Source organism: Aliiroseovarius sp. S1339 (assembly GCF_023195695.1).
Lineage (GTDB): Bacteria > Pseudomonadota > Alphaproteobacteria > Rhodobacterales > Rhodobacteraceae > Aliiroseovarius.
The window spans coordinates 135,093-152,447 of the sequence record NZ_JALPQG010000006.1; the positions used below are offsets into that span (position 1 = coordinate 135,093).

Consider the following 17,355-nt stretch of genomic DNA (forward strand, 5'->3'; position numbering starts at 1 on the left):
TTTTTTGGGCCTCCACCAATACGAAAGTAGGCAATGCGGCGGCACACGCACAGGGAGATTAGCAATAAGTTTTGCATTTTGCAACTCCACAACGTTGAGGCGAGCGATTGATTCTCTACTATCTTGCTCGATTTTCTGGTCAGAACCGCCTATGGATCGGTCAAAAGGAGGCGTTATGAAAACCTTTCAAGTCACAAATTTCGACCAGCCAGCCCAATTGGCCGACGTCGCCGTCCCCACGCCAGCACAAGGTCAGGCCTTGGTCGACATTCGCGCCTGTGGATTGAATTTCGCCGATCTGTTGATGTCGCAAGGCAGGTATCAGGATACTCCAACGCCCCCCTTTTCACTGGGGATGGAGCCTGCGGGCGTCATCTCCGCGCTTGGTCCCGACACTGACGGCCCGGCGCCGGGAACGCGCGTGGTCATCTTCTCTGGCCGCGATGGTTTAGCCGAGCACGGGGTCTTTGATGCGGCACGCTGCTTGCCCCTTCCAGATAACATGAGCTTTCAGGACGCCGCCGCCTTCCAGATCGCCTATGGCACCAGCCATGTTGCGCTGGACCACAAGGCGCGCCTGCAACCCGGTGAAACCTTGGTCGTGCTGGGAGCTGCGGGCGGAGTCGGTCTGACCGCCGTGGAAATCGGCAAGATCATGGGCGCGCGCGTCATCGCCTGCGCGCGGGGGGCCGACAAGCTTGAGGTCTGTCGCCGCGCCGGGGCGGACCATCTGATCGACACCGACACGCAGGATATCCGCGACGAGATCAAGGCCCTTGGCGGCGCTGACGTGGTTTATGACGCAATCGGGGGCGCACAGTTCAATGCCGCTTTCCGCGCGTGCAATCCGGAAGCCCGCATCCTGTTGATCGGATTTGCCAGCGGCGACCTGCCCGAGGTGCGCCCAAACCACATGCTGGTGAAGAACATCACACTGATTGGCTTGTATTGGGGCGGCTATCTGACCTTCCGTCCCGAGGTTCTAACCGACAGCCTGCGCCAGTTGCTTGCGTGGTACGGAGACGGCAAGATCAAACCCCATGTCAGCCACAGCCTGCCGCTTGAGCGCGCAGGTGAAGCCCTGGACCTGTTGCGCCACCGCAAATCGACCGGAAAGGTCGTGGTGACCATGGGCCCCGCATCCTAAAGGTCGTGAAAGGCCTGACGGATCATCGACAATAGATCCTGCATCGCCTGCCCGCCCGCGCTGTTCGCCGCATACATGTTGACGCGGGTGACAGCCAATTCGGGCAAGGCCCCACCGTGGTCAATCTGTTCAAGAAACGGCTGAACCGTGCCTTCGATCACTGCGTGGACGGCCAGATCGGCTGACAAGGACGCCTCGATCGTGCGGGTCGAATCGCCATCGACCCCCATTTCCCACTGAATGTTCGCCGCGTCCAATGCCTTTTGAACCCCTTTGCGAAAAATGCAGTTTCGCTCAAACCCAAGGCGAAGCGGGCGTGAACGCCACGCTTGACCATTCGGAGCGCCCACCCACACCAACGGCAGGGCGGTCAAGGTTTCAGCACCTGCATCCTTTTCTTCCTCGGTGGTCAGGGTGATGTCGCATTCACCCCGCGCGAACATGGACTTAAGCCGTCTTGTGTAAGATGAAATGAGTTGCACGCGCATGCGCGGATATTCTGCGTGAAACTGTTTCAGCACCGTGGGGATCGCCGGATAAACGACGTCGGACGGCACGCCCAGAACAATCTCGCCTTCATAGGCTTGGTCGGTCAGGCGCGAATACACTTCATCGTTCAACCGCATCATCCGGCGGGCATAGCCCAATAGTTGCTCGCCTTCGGCGGTCAGGGACACACCGCGACCCGACCGATCCAGAAGCGTGCGCCCCAGACTTTCTTCAAGCCGTTTAAGCTGCATCGACACAGCTGATTGGGTAAGGTGCAACAACCCAGCCGCCCGTGTCACGCCGCCGGAATCCGCTACGGTGACAAAACTGCGCAAGGCTGTCAGATCAAGATTTCGCGGCATATCAATCCTTTTGATGTGTCTGCACAAAAACATTCATTTTACTTATCATTCCTGAACCAGCATAAACATCACGAAATTTGATGCAACTACTATCAATCATAAGATTCAGCGAAGGAGAGACGAGATGTCAGCAGCAATCTGTACCAATACCCCCACCACAAAGCGCTTGATCTCGCCATTGTCCTGGCTGGTTCATGCTTGGGAAACCCACCGAGAGCGCCGTGCGCTGGCCAAATTGGACGCTACCCGACTGTCAGATATTGGCCTGAGCTATCGTGATGCACAGCGCGAAGCCAGCCGCCCGGTCTGGGATATTCCGGCACATTGGCATTAATCGGCGTTCTGACGGCCCAACATGCTCTATTGCTCTTGAAATACATCCCGCCCTTGCCGATATTAAAGCCAAGGGCGGTTTCTGTTTGGACCCGCCGAATGTGGTTTTTCTGGAGGTCTAAATGGCTGAATTTGATACGGTTCGCACAGGTGTAGGCACCCGTGCCGCGATCGACGAAGGGCTTCGCGCCCATATGAACAAGGTCTATGGCTTGATGTCCGTGGGCCTTTTGATCACCGCTTTGGCCAGTTGGGCCATCGCTGGTCTTGCTGTGACCACCGATCCCACTGGCGCAACGGCTGCGATCCGCGAAGGTCAATACCTGACCGGGCTTGGTCAAGCGATCTATATGTCGCCGCTGAAATGGGTCGTTATGTTCGCCCCACTTGCCATGGTGTTTGCCTTCGGCGCGGCCATCAACCGTTTGTCCGCCGCTGGCGCGCAGCTGTTTTTCTATGCATTTGCCGTGCTGATGGGTCTGTCGATCAGCTCGATCTTTCTGGTCTTTACCGGTGTGTCAATCGTGCAAACGTTCCTGATCACCTCAATCGCATTTGCTGGGCTTAGCCTTTATGGCTACACCACCAAGCGCGATCTTGGCCCGATGGGTGCCTTCCTGATCATGGGTCTGATTGGCCTGATCGTCGCATCGATCGTCAACATCTTCATCGGCAGCACGATGATGCACTTCGCGATCTCTGTGATCGGTGTGCTGATTTTTGCTGGCCTGACGGCGTATGACACGCAGAAAATCAAGAACGACTATATCCAGCACGCCCAGTCTATGGACAGCGAATGGTTGGCGAAATCCGCGATTATGGGTGCGCTGAACCTGTATCTGGACTTCATCAACCTGTTCATGTTCCTGCTGCAGTTCTTGGGCAATCGTGAATAACCCGGACTGATATCAGAATAACGGGGCCGGTCCTTAGTGACCGGCCCTTTTTTTGGAAGGTGACCATGGCCGATCGCATTCTGAAAATCGCCCTTTCGCCCGTGCTTTTGGCGCAAGCCCTGCGCGTGCGCAAGACGGCGGCCAGCCTGCCAGAGCCGCCCGGACCACGCGCCGGTCAGATAGGTGATGGGCGACCCCTTCGCCTAGCCATTATCGGGGATTCGTCCGCCGCCGGTGTCGGCGCCACCCACCAGACCGACGCTTTGTCAGGTCACCTGACAGATCTATTGGCCGCGCATTACACACTCGACTGGTCCTTGCATGCCAAAACGGGGGCGACGACCCGATCCACGCTGGCAAGTTGGCCCGAGGGGTTGGGCACATTGGACATTGCACTTGTGGTATTGGGCGTCAACGACGTCACGCGACAAGGCCCACTGCGCAGGCTTTTGGATCGGCGGGCACAGCTTTATTCACGGCTGCAACAGGACCACGGTGCCAAACGCGTGCTGGTCACCGGCATCCCGCCCTTGGGTGATTTTCCCCTGCTGCCCAGCCCGCTGCGTCTTGTGTTGGGCCGACAAGCCCAGCGGTTTGATGCAGCCCTGATGCGGCAGGCCCAGTCATTAGGCGTCGAATACATGCCTTTCGACATGTCACTGAAACCAGAAATCATGGCGCCTGACGGGTTTCACCCCGGCCCCACCGCTTACCGTCATTTTGCAGATGCGGTGTTCAGACAAATCCAGCACGAACAGACAAGCTGACAAACGAAAAGGCCGCGCCCAACGGCACGGCCCATTCAAAAGTCGAAAGGGATCAAGCTTACTTGATCTTGCCTTCTTTATACTCAACGTGCTTGCGCACAACCGGGTCGTATTTCTTCACAACCATTTTCTCGGTCATGGTGCGAGCGTTTTTCTTGGTCACATAGAAGTGGCCAGTATCCGCAGTCGAGTTCAGGCGGATTTTGATAGTGGTCGGCTTCGCCATGTCATCAGCTCCTCATCGGGTGGGCGCACCCCGCCCGGGTAAATCTCTGGAACCCGCCTTTTAGCGCCATTGGCCCCCGAGTCAACAGCCAAATGGGTTTTTCGCACGGGTTGGCGACGGCTGCGCGAACAGCCCAGTTTACGGCCAAGAAATCTATGCGCGGATGGCCTGTAAGCCGGATTCTGTCCAGGTGTTGCCACCGTGGATGACCATTCCTCTAGGCCTGTTGTTGCCAACAGGCTCAAGCTGCCAACCCGGACCTTTGAGCCAAGACAGCCCTGGGGTTGCCCCCGCAAGATCCCTATTAGGCATTGCTCCCGGTGGGGCTTGCCGTGCCGCCCTTGTTGCCAAGCGCGCGGTGGGCTCTTACCCCACCGTTTCACCGTGGCCCGCGACATGCGCGGGCCGTCTCTTCTCTGTGGCGCTTTCCCTCGGGTTTCCCCGGCCGGGCGTTACCCGGCACCGTTGCCTTGTGGAGTCCGGACTTTCCTCGCGTCACAACAGGGGCAAGCCCCCACAGTCACCCGCGGTCATCCAGCCATCCGCGCATCATTCCACTTAGGTGCTGGGTGCGGGCGGGTCAACGGGCAAGCGTGCGGCAAGATCGGTGATGATCCCCATATCGCGAGCATCCAGTCGACCGGACGCCCAGGGACGAAACCGTTGGCGCAAGGCGTCAAGCACAGCGGCGCACCCGGCATCAATCGGATACCCGAAGGCGACGGCATGGCGCAGAAAAGTCGCCTCGTCCGGCGTGACCTCAGCAGCGGCGGGCCATATTGCCAGATTTTGGCGGGCCAGTCGGGTCCATGGAAACCGTCGCCCGGGGTCGGTCTTACGGGCAGGGGCCATATCGCTGTGTCCGATGACGCCCTCAGGTCCGATCGACCAACGCGCCATGATGTCCGGCAGCAATCTGTCAAGTTGTGTCAGCTGTGGTTCGCTGAACGGTGAGGCCCCGTCATTGTCCAGCTCAATCCCAATCGAACGTGAGTTGATGTCGCACTGCCCACGCCATGTGCCCGCCCCCGCATGCCATGCCCGCATATCTTCATCGACAAGCAGAAACACCCGCCCGTCGCGGTGTATCAGATAGTGCGCGGAGACTTCGTGTTCCGGCGAGCGGAGGCGATCAAGCGCCTCGTCCGGGTTGGGCATCGCGGTATAGTGTAAAACGATCAGCGATGGCGTAAGCCCATCCCGGCGCGGGCCGAAATTGGGCGACGGGCGGCGCGTGATCTGCATTTATTCGCCCGCGACAGTCTCGCCCGAGATGTTGAGGGTATCTCCAGGAAGGGGAACCGGATCGCCAATCGCGGGTTGATTGTCAGTGGTGATACCCACTGCCTCCAGGTCAGCTTTGCTGATGCCGGAATCTTCGGTCACAACCTCATTCGCAGCGGCGCCACGGGCCGTGCGGAAGGACGCTGGGTTCCAGCCACAGGCGAAGCCATCGCCATCCGGGTCCAGACCCAGCTTGTCGCGTTTCGGGCCGCCAGCCTCAAGAAACGCGATTTGCGCGAAGTCGGCCGATGTGTAACGTGCGCAGTTGCGATCTGCCCGCGCGGTTCCAGACAAGGCCGAGCGGGAATAGACCGACTGGCCCACTATATTGTTGGTTGAAAGCGCATATTCCACGACGGACACCGAGCTGTCACTGGGGCGTTCAGGCACAGCCACAGGATCGGCCTGAGAATAAGCCGCCTGATAACTTTCCAACCGTTGGGCATCGCTTTCGATGCTTTCACGGGACGCCACCGCACTGAAATCCTGTTCGTCCGAGATACCGGGCGCGCCAGATGTGCCGTCAGCGCTATCCAACGACTGGCTGGTGACCGAACTTCCTTCGATCAGTGCCGACAGTGGCTCGCCCGACACCGGATCAACGGGTGGTGCCACATTGGATGGCGACCGACTGTCGCGCACAGTGCTGGTACAGGCCGCAAGCGACGCAATGGCGACAAAACCCATAAGATACCGCATAGAACCCTCTTTCTCGCAGTCCGATTGGTTAACCCGCTCGGATTACCACCATTTCTGGGGCTTTGCCACAAATCCTGCGCGTGCCTCGACCTCGTGAGCGATATTCAGCAAGTCGCCCTCTTCCCACGGGCGTCCGATCAGTTGTAGCCCAAGCGGCAAGCCCTGCGCGTCCAGTCCAGCGGGTACCGAAATCCCCGGCAGCCCGGCAAGGTTCACCGTCACGGTAAACACATCGTTCAGATACATCTTCACCGGGTCAGCGTTTTCCATCTCGCCCAACCCAAACGCGGCAGACGGCGTGGCAGGTGTCAGGATGGCGTCGATGCCTTGCGCGAACACATCGTCGAAGTCCTTCTTGATCAACGCGCGGACCTTGCGGGCGCGGTTGTAATAGGCGTCATAAAAGCCCGCCGACAGCACGTAGGTGCCAACCATCACGCGGCGTTGCACCTCGTCGCCGAACCCTTCAGCGCGGGTCTTTTCATACATCTCGGTGATGCCATCACCCGCCGCGAGCTTGGCGCGGTGGCCGTATCGCACGCCGTCATAACGGGCGAGGTTCGATGACGCCTCGGCAGGTGCAATCACGTAATAGGCAGGCAACGCGTATTTCGTGTGCGGCAGCGAGATATCGACGATCTCGGCCCCTGCATCGCGCAGCATGTCGGCCCCAGTGGACCACAGCGCTTCGATCTCATCTGGCATTCCGTCCATGCGGTATTCCTTGGGGATACCGATTTTCTTGCCCTTGATGTCGCCGGTCAGCATGGCCTCGAAATTCGGCACCGGCAGGTCTGCGCTGGTCGAATCCTTTGGGTCATGGCCGCACATGGCCTCCAGCATGATCGCCGCGTCGCGCACCGATTTGGTCATCGGCCCGGCTTGATCGAGCGAGGAGGCAAACGCCACGACTCCCCAGCGCGAGCAACGCCCATAGGTGGGCTTGATCCCGGTGATACCGGTGAAAGCGGCGGGCTGACGGATCGAGCCGCCCGTGTCGGTGCCGGTGGCAGCTAGACAAAGGTTAGCGGCCACAGCGGACGCCGACCCGCCGGACGACCCGCCCGGTGTCAGTTTGCGGTCGTCGATTTTCCACGGATTCACGGCGTTGCCATACACGCTCGTTTCGTTCGACGAGCCCATCGCGAACTCGTCCATGTTCAGCTTGCCCAGCATGACGGTGCCATTGTCCAGCAGGTTCTGGCTAACGGTCGATTCGTATTCGGGGACGAAGCCTTCAAGAATGCGGCTGCCCGCCTGCGACGCCACGCCCTTGGTGCAGAACAGATCTTTAATGCCCAACGGAATGCCGCACATATCAGGTGCGTCGCCCGCTTTGATGCGTTCGTCCGCCGCCTTGGCCTGCGCGCGTGCCAGATCGGGGGTGTTATGCACAAACGCGCCCAGCGCGCCTGCGCCTTCGATCTCGGTCAGACATGCCTCGGTCAGTTCCGCCGAGGTCAGATCGCCCTTGCGCATCGCGTCACGGGCATCTGCGATTGTCAGTTTGTTCAGGTCAGCCATTATTCCACCACCTTCGGCACGGCAAAGAAGCCCTCGCGCGCATCCGGTGCATTGGCCAGGATTTTCTCGGGCATATTGCCATCCGTCACCACGTCTTCGCGACGTTTCAGGCGCATCGGCGTGACCGACGTCATTGGCTCCACGCCACTCACATCCACCTCGTTCAACTGCTCGATAAAGCCGAGGATCGCGTTGAAGTTTTCGGCAAGCTCCGGCAGGCGGTCTTCTTCCACCTTGATGCGGGCCAGATGCGCAACCTTGCGCGCGGTTTCGATGTCGATTGACATGGGTGGCTCCCGTGTGTGTTTCGCCAGATCGTTTAGCGCGCGCATGGCCCGCCCGCAAGCCATGTGCGCGGGATGTGACGCCGTCCCGCAGGTGACAGAGGCGGTTTTGCTGTTAATCTGACCCCAAACGATGAAAACGGAGGCTTTCCATGCAAATCACATTTCTTGGCCATTCGGGGTTTCGGATCGAGATTGAAGGCGCGGTGTTGCTGGTTGACCCATGGCTGGATGGCAACCCGATGTTTCCAGAGGGTCGCCGGGACGAGGCCACCGCTGGCGCGACTCACATCCTGATCACCCACGGACATGGCGACCACGCGTCTTCCACTTTGGCCATCGCGCGCGAGAAGGGCATTCCGATTGCGGCCATCCACGAGCTTGCCACTTTCTGGGGCAACGAAGATGGGATCGAGACGCTGGGCTTTGGCAAAGGCGGCACGATCGACCTGAACGGTGCGAAAGTCACCATGGTGAATGCCTCACATTCCGCCAGTTTCGATTATCTGGGCGGCGATCGGCCACTCTGCGCAGGCGCTGAGGTCGGGTTCATGATCGCAGGCGAAGGTCACGTGATCTATCTGTCCGGCGACACCGACATCATGGCGGATATGGAGTGGATGGGCGATCTGCACAAACCCGATATCGGTATCCTGTGCGCGGGTGGGCATTACACGATGGATATGGCGCGGGTGGCCTACGCGACAAAACGGTACTTCGATTTCAAGACCGTGATTCCCTGCCACTACAAGACCTTCCCCGTTCTGGCGCAGTCCGCTGATGAATTGGTCGCTGCACTGCCCGACGTGAATGTGATTGAACCAGAGGTTCTGAAGCCGATAACGATCTAAGGATCAGCGCCGGGACGCGAAGAAGTCCTTCAAGATCTGTTCTGCCTCATCTGCGCCTATGCCATCATAGACTTCGGGCACATGGTGGCATTGCGAATGCGTGAAGATGCGCGCGCCATGTGCCACGCCGCCTGATTTCGGGTCCGCCGCGCCGTAATAGACCCGCCGGATGCGCGCAGCCGACATGGCGGTCGCACACATCGCGCAAGGCTCCAGCGTCACGTAAAGGTCGTGGTCAGGCAACCGTTCCGACCCGGCCTGAGCGCAGCCTTCGCGGATCACCAACACTTCGGCGTGGGCCGTAGGGTCGTTCAACTCGCGCGTCCGGTTGCCTGCCGCAGCGATCACCTTGCCGTCCGGCGACACCAGCACCGCTCCCACGGGCACCTCACCGCGCGCGGCGGCAGCACGGGCTTCTGCCATTGCGGCATCCATATGGCTTTTAAAACGGCTCATGCCCCCTTTTGCCTTGGCGCCGACCGCTTGCCAAGGCTTCCCCTTTGCCCCGCCCCGCGCTATGCGAAGGCATGACAGACAAAAAACGCCCCCCCGTTTCCAAATCGGCCCGCAAGCCCGCCCCGAAAAAGCCGGACGCCGCGACGGCTGATCCGTCCAAAGGCGACCGCATCGCCAAGGTGCTGGCCCGCGCCGGTGTCGCCAGCCGTCGCGAGGCTGAACGGATGATCGAAGCGGGCCGCGTAACCGTGAACGGAAAAGTGATCGACAGCCCCGCGCTGAACGTCACCGCCAAGGACACGATCCTGTTTGACGAAGCCCCTTTGGCAGAACCGGAACCGCCGCGCATGTGGTTGTATTACAAACCCATTGGCCTGGTGACGACCGAGCGGGATGAGAAGGGGCGCGACACGGTATTCAAAAACCTGCCCGACGACCTGCCCCGCGTGGTCAGCGTCGGGCGGCTCGACATCAATTCCGAAGGCCTGCTGCTTCTGACCAACGATGGCGAGGTGAAGCGCAAGCTGGAACTACCCTCGACCGGGTGGTCACGCAAATACCGCGTGCGGGTGAACGGGCGACCCACCGAGGACACACTGGCGCCGGTGCGCAAGGGTTTGACGATTGATGGCGAGCGGTTCCAGCCGATGGCCGTGTCGCTGGACCGGCAACAAGGCGCGAACGCGTGGCTGACCGTGACCCTCCGCGAAGGGAAGAACCGCGAGGTGCGCCGCGCGATGGAAGCGGTCGGGCTGACCGTCAACCGTCTGCTGCGCGTCAGCTACGGCCCTTTCCAACTGGGCGAATTGAAACCCGGAGAGGTGGAGGAAATCCGCCAACGCGTTGTGCGCGACCAGCTTGGGATGGAAGACGCAAAGCCGGCGCCCGTGCGGACGCGCAAAGAGATCCCGCGTGGCAAGCATGGAAGCAAACCGGGGGCCAAGCCTGCATTCAAAGGTGGGCGGCCCGGAGGGAAACCAGGTCAACGTCCAGCGGGAAAAGGCCCCGGCGGCAAAGGTCCGGGCGGCAAGCCCCAGGGTCGTCCCGGTTCGCGCAACAAGTAGCATGGTTACCGGCTAGAACAGCGATCCTTGATCGGGGGCGTCCTTTTTGGGCTTGGGCTTTGTTGCAGGTTTGATCGGCTTCACCGCCGATGTCCCTGCCCCATCCAGCGCCAATCGACCATCCGCGAACTCGATCTCAAGCGCTTTGGCTTTTGCGGCAGCGGCTTGGCTGGTCACCACATCTCCGTCGCCCCGCACAACCGCATACCCACGCTTCAACGTCTCGGTATAGCCCAGCGTTTGGCGCATTCGTTCAAGGCTGGTCAGCCGATCCTCGTGCCGCTTTGTATTTGCCAAGAAGGCCCGATCCAATCGCGCAGACAGTCCGGTGATCTCAACCGTTCGGCGTTTGTTGGCGTCTGTGATGCGGTCGGGGTCCAAGCGTGCGCCTGCCATGTTTAGCCGGTCCCGCATCGGGGCCAGTCGAGCGGTCAGAACGCGCGGGCGCAGACCTGCGGACGCCTCTGTCAGCTTCACGCGACCGGATTGTGCAACATGACGCAGGGCTGAGGGCAGTTTGTGGCTGGCCGTGTCGAGCCGCTGGCGCGGGTTGTCCAACAGCGCCTCGGGGCGCGGCAAGGCACGCGACAGGTCGCGCAGGCGCTGGCCGCGTTGCGTCAATGCTTGCTCCAGTGAGCGTGTCAGTCGGGTGCCCTGCTCCTCGGTCCAAGCCAGCAGCTCCATGCGAACCGGCACGGCGTGTTCCGCGGCCGCCGTTGGCGTGGGTGCGCGCAGGTCCGAGACGAAGTCGATCAGGGTCGTGTCCGTTTCGTGCCCCACCGCCGAGATCAGGGGAATATCCGACGCAGCAGCGGCGCGGGCGACGATTTCCTCGTTGAAGCCCCACAGATCCTCGATCGAGCCACCACCGCGCGCAACGATCAGCAGGTCAGGACGCGGCAGCGCGCCACCCGGTTGCATGCGGTTGAACCCCTCGATCGCAGCGGCGACCTGAGGCGCACACGCCTCGCCCTGCACGGCGACGGGCCAGATCAGCACTTTGCGCGGGAAACGGTCCCGCAGGCGGTGCAAGATATCGCGGATCACCGCACCGGACGGTGATGTGACAACGCCAATCACTTCGGGCAGGAAAGGCAGCTTTTTCTTGCGTTCGGGCGCGAAAAGTCCCTCTGCCGCCAGCGTTTTCTTGCGCTTTTCCAACATTGCCATCAACGCGCCTTCGCCCGCGACGACGACATCATCGACGTTCAACTGGTATTTCGACTGGCTGCCAAAAGTGGTCAGCTTGCCGGTGACGATGACCTCCATGCCTTCTTCGGGCTTGATCGACAGGCGGCTGACCTGACCTTTCCAGCTAACAGCCGCCAGAACAGATCGGTCGTCCTTCACGTCGAAATACAGATGACCGGACCGCGCCAGCATGACCCGCCCAACTTCGCCCCGCACGCGGACACGCCCAAATGCCCCCTCGATTGTTTTCTTCAGCGCGCCGGAGATTTCCGAGACGGTGAACTCCGGTGCGTTTTCGCCGGGCTGTGGATCGTCGATCAGGTCGGACATGGGCCGGTGTCTCTTTCCTTGTGATTTCAGCGCCCCGACCTTAGAACGCCGATGACAGAAGGCCAAGCGGGGGAAGAGCCATGAACATCCTTATTCTGGGCAGCGGCGGGCGTGAACATGCGCTGGCGTGGGCTGTGATGCAAAACCCGAAATGCGACCGGCTGATCGTGGCCCCCGGAAATGCAGGCATGGCGCAGATCGCGGAGTGTGCATCGCTGGACATCGAAGACGGTGACGCGGTGGTGACCTTTGCGCAGCAAAACACCATTGATTTCGTGATCATCGGGCCGGAAGCGCCCTTGGCCAAAGGCGTGGCCGACCGTCTGCGCGAGGCGGGCGTCAGTGTCTTCGGCCCCTCAGCCGAGGCCGCGAAGCTTGAGGCATCCAAGTCCTTCACGAAAGAGGTCTGCGATGCCGCGGGCGCGCCAACCGCTGCCTATGGTCATTTCACCGACGCAGATGCCGCCAAGGCCTATATTCGCGAACAGGGCGCACCGATTGTCGTCAAGGCTGACGGTCTGGCAGCCGGCAAAGGCGTGATCGTCGCGATGGACGAGCAGACGGCGCTGGACGCCATCGACGACATGTTCGGCGGCGCATTTGGCGGGGCTGGCGCGGAAGTCGTGATCGAAGAATTCATGGAGGGCGAAGAGGCATCTTACTTCATCCTCTGCGACGGCAAGACCGCCCTGCCCATCGGCACGGCCCAAGACCACAAACGCGTGGGCGATGGCGACACAGGGCTGAACACCGGCGGCATGGGTGCCTATTCCCCTGCCCCCGTTCTGACAGACGACATTGCCGCCCGCGCCATGCGCGAGATCATTGAACCCACCGTGGCCGAAATGGCCAAGCGTGGCACACCCTATCAAGGGGTGCTTTATGCGGGGTTCATGATCAAGGACAGGCAGGCACGGCTGGTCGAATACAACGCGCGCTTTGGTGACCCGGAATGTCAGGTCCTGATGATGCGGCTGGGCGCGCAGGCGTTGGACCTGATGCTGGCCTGTGCCGAGGGGCGGCTGGATGAGGCCCAAGTGAACTGGGCGGATGATCATGCGATCACCGTGGTGATGGCAGCCAATGGCTATCCCGGCGCTTACCAGAAAGGGTCAATCATCAACGGGTTGAACGATCTGCCGGAAGACTCGAAAAATATGATCTTCCATGCGGGCACCACCGAAGTGGACGGCAAGATCACAGCCACCGGCGGGCGCGTTCTGAATATCACCGCACGCGGCGACAGCCTGCAAGAGGCCCGCGACCGTGCTTATGCGATGATCGACAAGATTGATTGGCCGGGCGGGTTTAATCGGTCAGATATTGGGTGGCGGGCGCTATAGGTTGCGCGACACAATCGCTTAGTATTCACAGCCCATAACCGGATCAAACGATTCAAGATCGTGGAATTGCGCGACCCGCGTGATGATATGTCCGCCGGCGCTGGTCCGCGTGTTGGTCACGTATTTCAGGTCTCCCGACAAAGTGACGATCATATCGCCATCACCGCAGTTGCGCACTCCGCCTATGATGAAATCATCACCGATACGGTGATTGGTCAGGTTGGGGACCGAGGCAAGTTCGATCAACCGATCACCTTCCAGCACGACAATTTTCAGTTCCTTTTTCAGATGGGGTCGATCCACATAGGCGATCAACTGCCGCTTATCCCGCAAGAAGTCCCCAACCCCCGCAGGTGCAAGCCAACGGTTGCGCTGCCCGATATGATCGGTCTGCGCGACCAGTCCATTTTCATCAAACACAGCCAATGCGGCGCCCTTGTCTGCATGGGTCAGAACCACAATGACTTCTCGATCACCGTCTTGATCGAGGTCATGCAAACGCGGGGCAAGGTCTTCAAACACCATGTGATCCGGTAAACGGATCAACTTTCGCTCGCCTGATGAAAGCGAGAGCTCTATTGCGCCCCATTCAATCGCATCGCCAAGCACGCCGTGCGCATAGCGATCCGTCGGCTCTGTATAACGGGCGTCAGTGATGGTCTGCCCCAACGCGGCAGTCGCGCCGCAAAGCACCGCCACCATGCACAACAGATGCACAGCGCCGCGCGTGACTGGTCGCAACAAGAACGAAGGCAGACGCGGCGCGCCCGATACCATCAGATTTGTTTTTCAGGCATATGAACGACAAGACCATCCAGATCTTCGGTCACCTTTAGCTGACAGGTCAGACGCGAGCGTTCTGCGTCGGGCTCATAGGCGAAATCGAGCATATCTTCTTCCATCGCATCCTTGGCCGGGACTTTCTCAACCCAAGCCGCATCCACATAGACGTGGCAGGTCGAACAGGCGCAAGCGCCGCCGCAATCCGCCTCGATCCCCGGGATGTTATTGTCGCGCGCGCCTTCCATGACGGACAGACCGTTTGCAACCTCTACGACGTGCTGTTTTCCGTTGTGCTCGATATAGGTAATCTTTGCCATCTGGCCTCTCCAATTCATGCTCGCGTCTTTTTAGACAAGGCAGATAGGCGAGGCAAAGGGGATTTACGAGGTCGGGCGCAGAAAGGACGCTAAAAAAACGTGACGCTGTGTGGACCTAACACCGCCGGAGGGCAGTTCTGCACACGAAAGCGACCCGGCAACGTCTCTTCGCTGCGGGTTAGCCATCGTCTTTGCCTGGTGGTGATTGTATCCGTTTGGAAAATGCCCAATCAGAACGGGTTGGTGATCAGCTCGGCAATGGCAATCGTCACCGGATCGTCCTGCATGATCCATGCGCCTGCCTGTTCAATCGTCGACCCTTTGGCCAAGGTCTGCACGCGGTCGGTGTAATTCACCGCCCCGACTTGGCTGAACAGAAATGCCTTGAACACCATGAAGCCGATCAGTGTTATCATCAGCCCCTTGATCGGAAACCCGCGCCGCATCTGGCGTCTGGTGGGCACCAACAGCCCATCACGTTCAACCAGTTGAACATAGCCTTGTGACAAGCGGCGGTGCTGGCGACTAATTCCCCGCACCCTTTTTTGAAAGTCATGAACTTGTGCATCAGTCACTGTCAGTACCCTCCCTCAAAATAAAAAACTCAAATACACCCACTTCAGAATATGGCAAAAAAGTGTTTGTGGCTAGGAATCTGTCGAATTTTGGGACAAAAAAGCTATTCTTTTTGAAGAACTAGCGTTGTCCAGTCAACAATCTCGGTGCGTTCGACCAGATTGATCCCGTTTTCGGCATAAACAGAGATCACCTCGTCCGCCTGTGGGTTCAAAATGCCCGACAGAATCGCATAACCTTTGGTTGAAAGGTTTGTCGCCATATCCGGAGCAAGGCCGATCAGCGGGCCTTTCAGGATGTTTGCGAAGACAAGGTCGAACGGGGCGGCAGCCTGCAAATCGGGGGCATTGAAGCCCGCAGCCTCGACGCAATGGACCCGTTCATCAAGATGATTGGCAGCTACATTTACTTTGGCAACATCTACTGCAACCTCGTCGATATCGCTGGCCAGAACCGGATTGGGCCAGATACGCGCAGCGGCCATCGCCAGAACGGCGGTTCCACAGCCAATATCGACCACGTTTTTGCCGACAAATCCCTGATCGGCCAAATTATCCAGCGCTTGCAGGCAACCCAGTGTGGTGCCGTGATGGCCGGTGCCGAAGGCCATCGCCGCCTCGATCAGCAACGCAATCTTGCCATCCGGCACCTGATCCGCGTCGTGGCTGCCATGTACGAAGAAGCGGCCTGCCTCAACGGGTGACAATTCGCGCCGAACATGGGCGACCCAATCGACCTCGGGCAGTTGCGATACGGTAAAGTCTTTCGCTTTGTGCAGGGTGGACAGCAGCGCCAATCCGGCTGTGTCGGGTTTTTCGACGAAGTATCCTCCAACTTCCCACATCCCGCTGCCATCCTCGATTTCGAACACGCCGATACCCGTGGGTTCCGGTGTCAGGCTTTCCATTGCGGCGCCAAGCGCATCGGCTGCGTCTTGACCTTCCAGAGTGGTGAGAGCGGTCCAGGTGGGCATGAAGCATCCTTTCAGATATCAGACACGGCCTAGCGAGCGGCACTTGTCGGGTCAACCGATTCAGGGTTTGGCAACAGCTTGCTCGGTCGTGTTTTTTGGCGACCTATCGTGCGATCTGCGGAAGTGGGCCCGAAAACACCGTCTCGTTTCCCTTCTCTGGGTGGCGCGGAATTAGAAGCGACAGGGTCAGAGAAATGCACGCCATCGCCGAAGCCAGCCCGAAAACCGCCCCCGGCGACACAACCCATAGATAGCCCAGCAACGCCGGCAGGAAGACAGCCGCGATGTGGTTGATGGTGAACGCCACCGCTGCGGTCGGCGCGATATCTTGCGGGTCCGCAATTTTCTGGAAATAGGTTTTCAGCGCAAAGGCCAGCGCAAAAAATAAGTGGTCCAGCACATAAAGAGCCGACGCGAGGGCCACGCCCCAACTGAAGTAATAAATCCCGCCATAGGCTAGGAACACGCAGATCAGCCCGGTGTATTCAAACACCAACGCGCGCCGCTCACCCCATTTCGCAACGGCTTTACCCATCAGCGGCGCAAAGAAAATGTTGGCGACATAGTTGATCAGGAACAGCGCCGTGACCTCGTGCACCTCGAACCCGAAGCGTTCGACCATCATGAAGGCGGCAAACACCGTGAAAATCTGGCGCCGCGCACCGGACATGAATTGCAGCGCATAATACAGCCAATAGCGACGCCGCAGCACAAACTGCTTCAGTTGCGGCTCGGGGCTTTCAAACTGCGGATAGGCAAAGAAACAAAACACCGCGATGGCCAGCGTCGTGCCGCCAGCGATCATGTAGACAAGATTATAGCTCAGATCGAAAGTTTTCCACGTCAGAACAAGCAGCCCATAGCTGACCAACGCTGCAGCCGAACCGATGGACATGATCCACCCCAGCATCTGCGGCGCGCGTTTCTTGTCGATCCATTGCAATTGAAGCGACTGGTTCACTGTCTCGAAATAGTGGAACCCGATGGACGACAGCATGGTGATGGTCAGGATGCCGCCGAAGCTGGGAAACCACGCGGTTATCGCGGTGGCCGCGCCCAGCATGCCAAGCGCCACGATCCCCAACACCTGTTCGCGAAACAGCATCAAAAGGGCGATAACACCGATGGCCAGGAACCCCGGTATCTCGCGCACGGTATGCAGCCAGCCAATTTCGACCCCGGTGAAGCCTGCGGCCTCGATCACGAAGTTGTTTAAAAGGGCCGACCAGGTGAAAAATGCAATCGGCATCCCCGCCGCCATCAACATCAAAAGAAAGATGGGGCGACGCCAGAACGGCAAGCTGCGCGCCTGGTCAAGGGTTAGGATCTGGTGTCTCATCGCCCCGCATTACGCCCCTTTCTGATCCTTGGCGAGATCAAAACGCATTCGCCAAATCAGATGTGTTTATGATATATGTCAAGGTGCGCATGCCCCCAACACGGCAAAATGCCCCGCAATT

General features: G+C 59.4%; 20 protein-coding genes and 1 other RNA gene. 7 read left to right on the forward strand and 14 right to left on the reverse strand.

Features of this window, described 5'->3' with window-relative positions; all coding sequences use genetic code 11:
* Nucleotides 1-175: 175 nt before the first annotated feature.
* Nucleotides 176-1,147: an NADPH:quinone oxidoreductase family protein gene (locus MUY35_RS10580; protein WP_248367753.1), complete on the forward strand. Its 972-nt coding sequence runs from the start codon at nucleotides 176-178 to the stop codon at nucleotides 1,145-1,147.
* On the opposite strand, the gene MUY35_RS10585 is transcribed toward MUY35_RS10580, so the two are convergent.
* On the reverse strand, nucleotides 1,144-1,998 hold the full coding sequence (locus tag MUY35_RS10585) for a LysR family transcriptional regulator (RefSeq protein ID WP_248367755.1): 855 nt from the start codon (nucleotides 1,996-1,998) through the stop codon (nucleotides 1,144-1,146). The two genes, MUY35_RS10580 and MUY35_RS10585, sit on opposite strands and share 4 nt — an antisense overlap.
* Nucleotides 1,999-2,122: 124 nt before the next feature.
* On the opposite strand from MUY35_RS10585, the gene MUY35_RS10590 reads away from it, so the two are divergent.
* The 3 genes from MUY35_RS10590 to MUY35_RS10600 all read left to right on the forward strand — a co-directional run bounded on the left by MUY35_RS10590 (nucleotide 2,123) and on the right by MUY35_RS10600 (nucleotide 3,994).
* On the forward strand, nucleotides 2,123-2,332 hold the full coding sequence (locus MUY35_RS10590) for a hypothetical protein (RefSeq protein ID WP_248367758.1): 210 nt from the start codon (nucleotides 2,123-2,125) through the stop codon (nucleotides 2,330-2,332).
* A gap of 121 nt (nucleotides 2,333-2,453) precedes the next feature.
* A complete protein-coding gene (locus tag MUY35_RS10595; RefSeq protein ID WP_248367760.1) occupies nucleotides 2,454-3,227 on the forward strand; it encodes a Bax inhibitor-1/YccA family protein in 774 nt (257 codons plus the stop codon).
* A gap of 65 nt (nucleotides 3,228-3,292) precedes the next feature.
* Entirely contained in the window at nucleotides 3,293-3,994 is a 702-nt protein-coding gene (locus MUY35_RS10600; RefSeq protein WP_248367762.1) for an SGNH/GDSL hydrolase family protein, read from the forward strand.
* 58 nt (nucleotides 3,995-4,052) lie between these two features.
* On the opposite strand, the gene rpmG is transcribed toward MUY35_RS10600, so the two are convergent.
* The 6 genes from rpmG to gatC form a co-directional block, all read right to left on the reverse strand.
* Nucleotides 4,053-4,220 carry a 50S ribosomal protein L33 gene (rpmG, locus tag MUY35_RS10605; protein WP_008034579.1) on the reverse strand — a complete coding sequence of 56 codons (168 nt, stop codon included), beginning with the start codon at nucleotides 4,218-4,220 and terminating at the stop codon, nucleotides 4,053-4,055.
* A 155-nt stretch (nucleotides 4,221-4,375) separates the two neighbouring features.
* An RNA gene (gene rnpB, locus MUY35_RS10610) (RNase P RNA component class A) lies at nucleotides 4,376-4,766 on the reverse strand.
* 12 nt (nucleotides 4,767-4,778) lie between these two features.
* Nucleotides 4,779-5,465, reverse strand: coding sequence for an N-acetylmuramoyl-L-alanine amidase (locus MUY35_RS10615; protein WP_248367764.1), 687 nt, complete (start codon nucleotides 5,463-5,465; stop codon nucleotides 4,779-4,781).
* Complete coding sequence (locus tag MUY35_RS10620; protein ID WP_248367766.1) at nucleotides 5,466-6,203, reverse strand: hypothetical protein; 738 nt, start codon at nucleotides 6,201-6,203, stop codon at nucleotides 5,466-5,468.
* Nucleotides 6,204-6,245: 42 nt separating this feature from the next.
* A complete protein-coding gene (gene gatA, locus MUY35_RS10625; RefSeq protein WP_248367768.1) occupies nucleotides 6,246-7,727 on the reverse strand; it encodes an Asp-tRNA(Asn)/Glu-tRNA(Gln) amidotransferase subunit GatA in 1,482 nt (493 codons plus the stop codon).
* Nucleotides 7,727-8,014: an Asp-tRNA(Asn)/Glu-tRNA(Gln) amidotransferase subunit GatC gene (gene gatC, locus MUY35_RS10630; RefSeq protein ID WP_248367770.1), complete on the reverse strand. Its 288-nt coding sequence runs from the start codon at nucleotides 8,012-8,014 to the stop codon at nucleotides 7,727-7,729. The genes gatA and gatC overlap by 1 nt, the downstream gene beginning before the upstream one ends.
* Before the next feature lie 149 nt (nucleotides 8,015-8,163).
* Here gatC and MUY35_RS10635 point away from each other — a divergent pair, with 149 nt between their 5' ends.
* Complete coding sequence (locus tag MUY35_RS10635) at nucleotides 8,164-8,862, forward strand: metal-dependent hydrolase (protein WP_248367773.1); 699 nt, start codon at nucleotides 8,164-8,166, stop codon at nucleotides 8,860-8,862.
* A gap of 3 nt (nucleotides 8,863-8,865) precedes the next feature.
* Here the strand turns inward: MUY35_RS10635 and MUY35_RS10640 are convergent, their stop codons facing one another.
* Nucleotides 8,866-9,318 carry a nucleoside deaminase gene (locus MUY35_RS10640; RefSeq protein WP_247033104.1) on the reverse strand — a complete coding sequence of 151 codons (453 nt, stop codon included), beginning with the start codon at nucleotides 9,316-9,318 and terminating at the stop codon, nucleotides 8,866-8,868.
* 71 nt (nucleotides 9,319-9,389) lie between these two features.
* Between MUY35_RS10640 and MUY35_RS10645 the strand changes: the two genes are divergently transcribed.
* Nucleotides 9,390-10,382, forward strand: a complete 993-nt coding sequence (locus MUY35_RS10645) for a pseudouridine synthase (RefSeq protein ID WP_248367776.1) — start codon at nucleotides 9,390-9,392, stop codon at nucleotides 10,380-10,382.
* A gap of 12 nt (nucleotides 10,383-10,394) precedes the next feature.
* On the opposite strand, the gene xseA is transcribed toward MUY35_RS10645, so the two are convergent.
* Nucleotides 10,395-11,903, reverse strand: coding sequence for an exodeoxyribonuclease VII large subunit (xseA, locus tag MUY35_RS10650; protein WP_248367781.1), 1,509 nt, complete (start codon nucleotides 11,901-11,903; stop codon nucleotides 10,395-10,397).
* An 80-nt stretch (nucleotides 11,904-11,983) separates the two neighbouring features.
* Between xseA and purD the strand changes: the two genes are divergently transcribed.
* Complete coding sequence (gene purD, locus MUY35_RS10655) at nucleotides 11,984-13,246, forward strand: phosphoribosylamine--glycine ligase (protein WP_248367784.1); 1,263 nt, start codon at nucleotides 11,984-11,986, stop codon at nucleotides 13,244-13,246.
* An 18-nt stretch (nucleotides 13,247-13,264) separates the two neighbouring features.
* On the opposite strand, the gene MUY35_RS10660 is transcribed toward purD, so the two are convergent.
* The 5 genes from MUY35_RS10660 to MUY35_RS10680 form a co-directional block, all read right to left on the reverse strand.
* The gene (locus MUY35_RS10660) at nucleotides 13,265-14,023 is read right to left on the reverse strand and encodes a VCBS repeat-containing protein (protein WP_248367786.1); all 759 of its coding nucleotides are present in this window, start codon (nucleotides 14,021-14,023) and stop codon (nucleotides 13,265-13,267) included.
* Complete coding sequence (locus MUY35_RS10665; protein ID WP_248367788.1) at nucleotides 14,023-14,346, reverse strand: 2Fe-2S iron-sulfur cluster-binding protein; 324 nt, start codon at nucleotides 14,344-14,346, stop codon at nucleotides 14,023-14,025. The genes MUY35_RS10660 and MUY35_RS10665 overlap by 1 nt, the downstream gene beginning before the upstream one ends.
* Before the next feature lie 230 nt (nucleotides 14,347-14,576).
* A complete protein-coding gene (locus MUY35_RS10670; protein WP_248367790.1) occupies nucleotides 14,577-14,921 on the reverse strand; it encodes a hypothetical protein in 345 nt (114 codons plus the stop codon).
* A 104-nt stretch (nucleotides 14,922-15,025) separates the two neighbouring features.
* Nucleotides 15,026-15,895, reverse strand: a complete 870-nt coding sequence (locus MUY35_RS10675; RefSeq protein ID WP_248367792.1) for a 50S ribosomal protein L11 methyltransferase — start codon at nucleotides 15,893-15,895, stop codon at nucleotides 15,026-15,028.
* Between the two features lie 103 nt (nucleotides 15,896-15,998).
* The gene (locus MUY35_RS10680) at nucleotides 15,999-17,234 is read right to left on the reverse strand and encodes an MFS transporter (RefSeq protein WP_248367794.1); all 1,236 of its coding nucleotides are present in this window, start codon (nucleotides 17,232-17,234) and stop codon (nucleotides 15,999-16,001) included.
* Between the last annotated feature and the right edge of the window lie 121 nt (nucleotides 17,235-17,355).

Excerpts from the sequence above, each read along its gene's own strand:
- MUY35_RS10585 (WP_248367755.1), bottom strand. The coding sequence starts at position 1,998 with ATGCCGCGAAATCTTGATCTGACAGCCTTGCGCAGTTTTGTCACCGTA.
- MUY35_RS10640 (WP_247033104.1), bottom strand. The coding sequence starts at position 9,318 with ATGAGCCGTTTTAAAAGCCATATGGATGCCGCAATGGCAGAAGCCCGT.
- MUY35_RS10680 (WP_248367794.1), bottom strand. The coding sequence starts at position 17,234 with ATGAGACACCAGATCCTAACCCTTGACCAGGCGCGCAGCTTGCCGTTC.
- gatA (WP_248367768.1), bottom strand. The coding sequence starts at position 7,727 with ATGGCTGACCTGAACAAACTGACAATCGCAGATGCCCGTGACGCGATG.
- MUY35_RS10595 (WP_248367760.1), top strand. The coding sequence starts at position 2,454 with ATGGCTGAATTTGATACGGTTCGCACAGGTGTAGGCACCCGTGCCGCG.
- MUY35_RS10665 (WP_248367788.1), bottom strand. The coding sequence starts at position 14,346 with ATGGCAAAGATTACCTATATCGAGCACAACGGAAAACAGCACGTCGTA.
- MUY35_RS10615 (WP_248367764.1), bottom strand. The coding sequence starts at position 5,465 with ATGCAGATCACGCGCCGCCCGTCGCCCAATTTCGGCCCGCGCCGGGAT.
- rpmG (WP_008034579.1), bottom strand. The coding sequence starts at position 4,220 with ATGGCGAAGCCGACCACTATCAAAATCCGCCTGAACTCGACTGCGGAT.
- xseA (WP_248367781.1), bottom strand. The coding sequence starts at position 11,903 with ATGTCCGACCTGATCGACGATCCACAGCCCGGCGAAAACGCACCGGAG.
- purD (WP_248367784.1), top strand. The coding sequence starts at position 11,984 with ATGAACATCCTTATTCTGGGCAGCGGCGGGCGTGAACATGCGCTGGCG.
- MUY35_RS10620 (WP_248367766.1), bottom strand. The coding sequence starts at position 6,203 with ATGCGGTATCTTATGGGTTTTGTCGCCATTGCGTCGCTTGCGGCCTGT.
- MUY35_RS10600 (WP_248367762.1), top strand. The coding sequence starts at position 3,293 with ATGGCCGATCGCATTCTGAAAATCGCCCTTTCGCCCGTGCTTTTGGCG.
- MUY35_RS10645 (WP_248367776.1), top strand. The coding sequence starts at position 9,390 with ATGACAGACAAAAAACGCCCCCCCGTTTCCAAATCGGCCCGCAAGCCC.
- MUY35_RS10675 (WP_248367792.1), bottom strand. The coding sequence starts at position 15,895 with ATGCCCACCTGGACCGCTCTCACCACTCTGGAAGGTCAAGACGCAGCC.
- MUY35_RS10580 (WP_248367753.1), top strand. The coding sequence starts at position 176 with ATGAAAACCTTTCAAGTCACAAATTTCGACCAGCCAGCCCAATTGGCC.
- gatC (WP_248367770.1), bottom strand. The coding sequence starts at position 8,014 with ATGTCAATCGACATCGAAACCGCGCGCAAGGTTGCGCATCTGGCCCGC.
- MUY35_RS10660 (WP_248367786.1), bottom strand. The coding sequence starts at position 14,023 with ATGGTATCGGGCGCGCCGCGTCTGCCTTCGTTCTTGTTGCGACCAGTC.
- MUY35_RS10635 (WP_248367773.1), top strand. The coding sequence starts at position 8,164 with ATGCAAATCACATTTCTTGGCCATTCGGGGTTTCGGATCGAGATTGAA.
- MUY35_RS10590 (WP_248367758.1), top strand. The coding sequence starts at position 2,123 with ATGTCAGCAGCAATCTGTACCAATACCCCCACCACAAAGCGCTTGATC.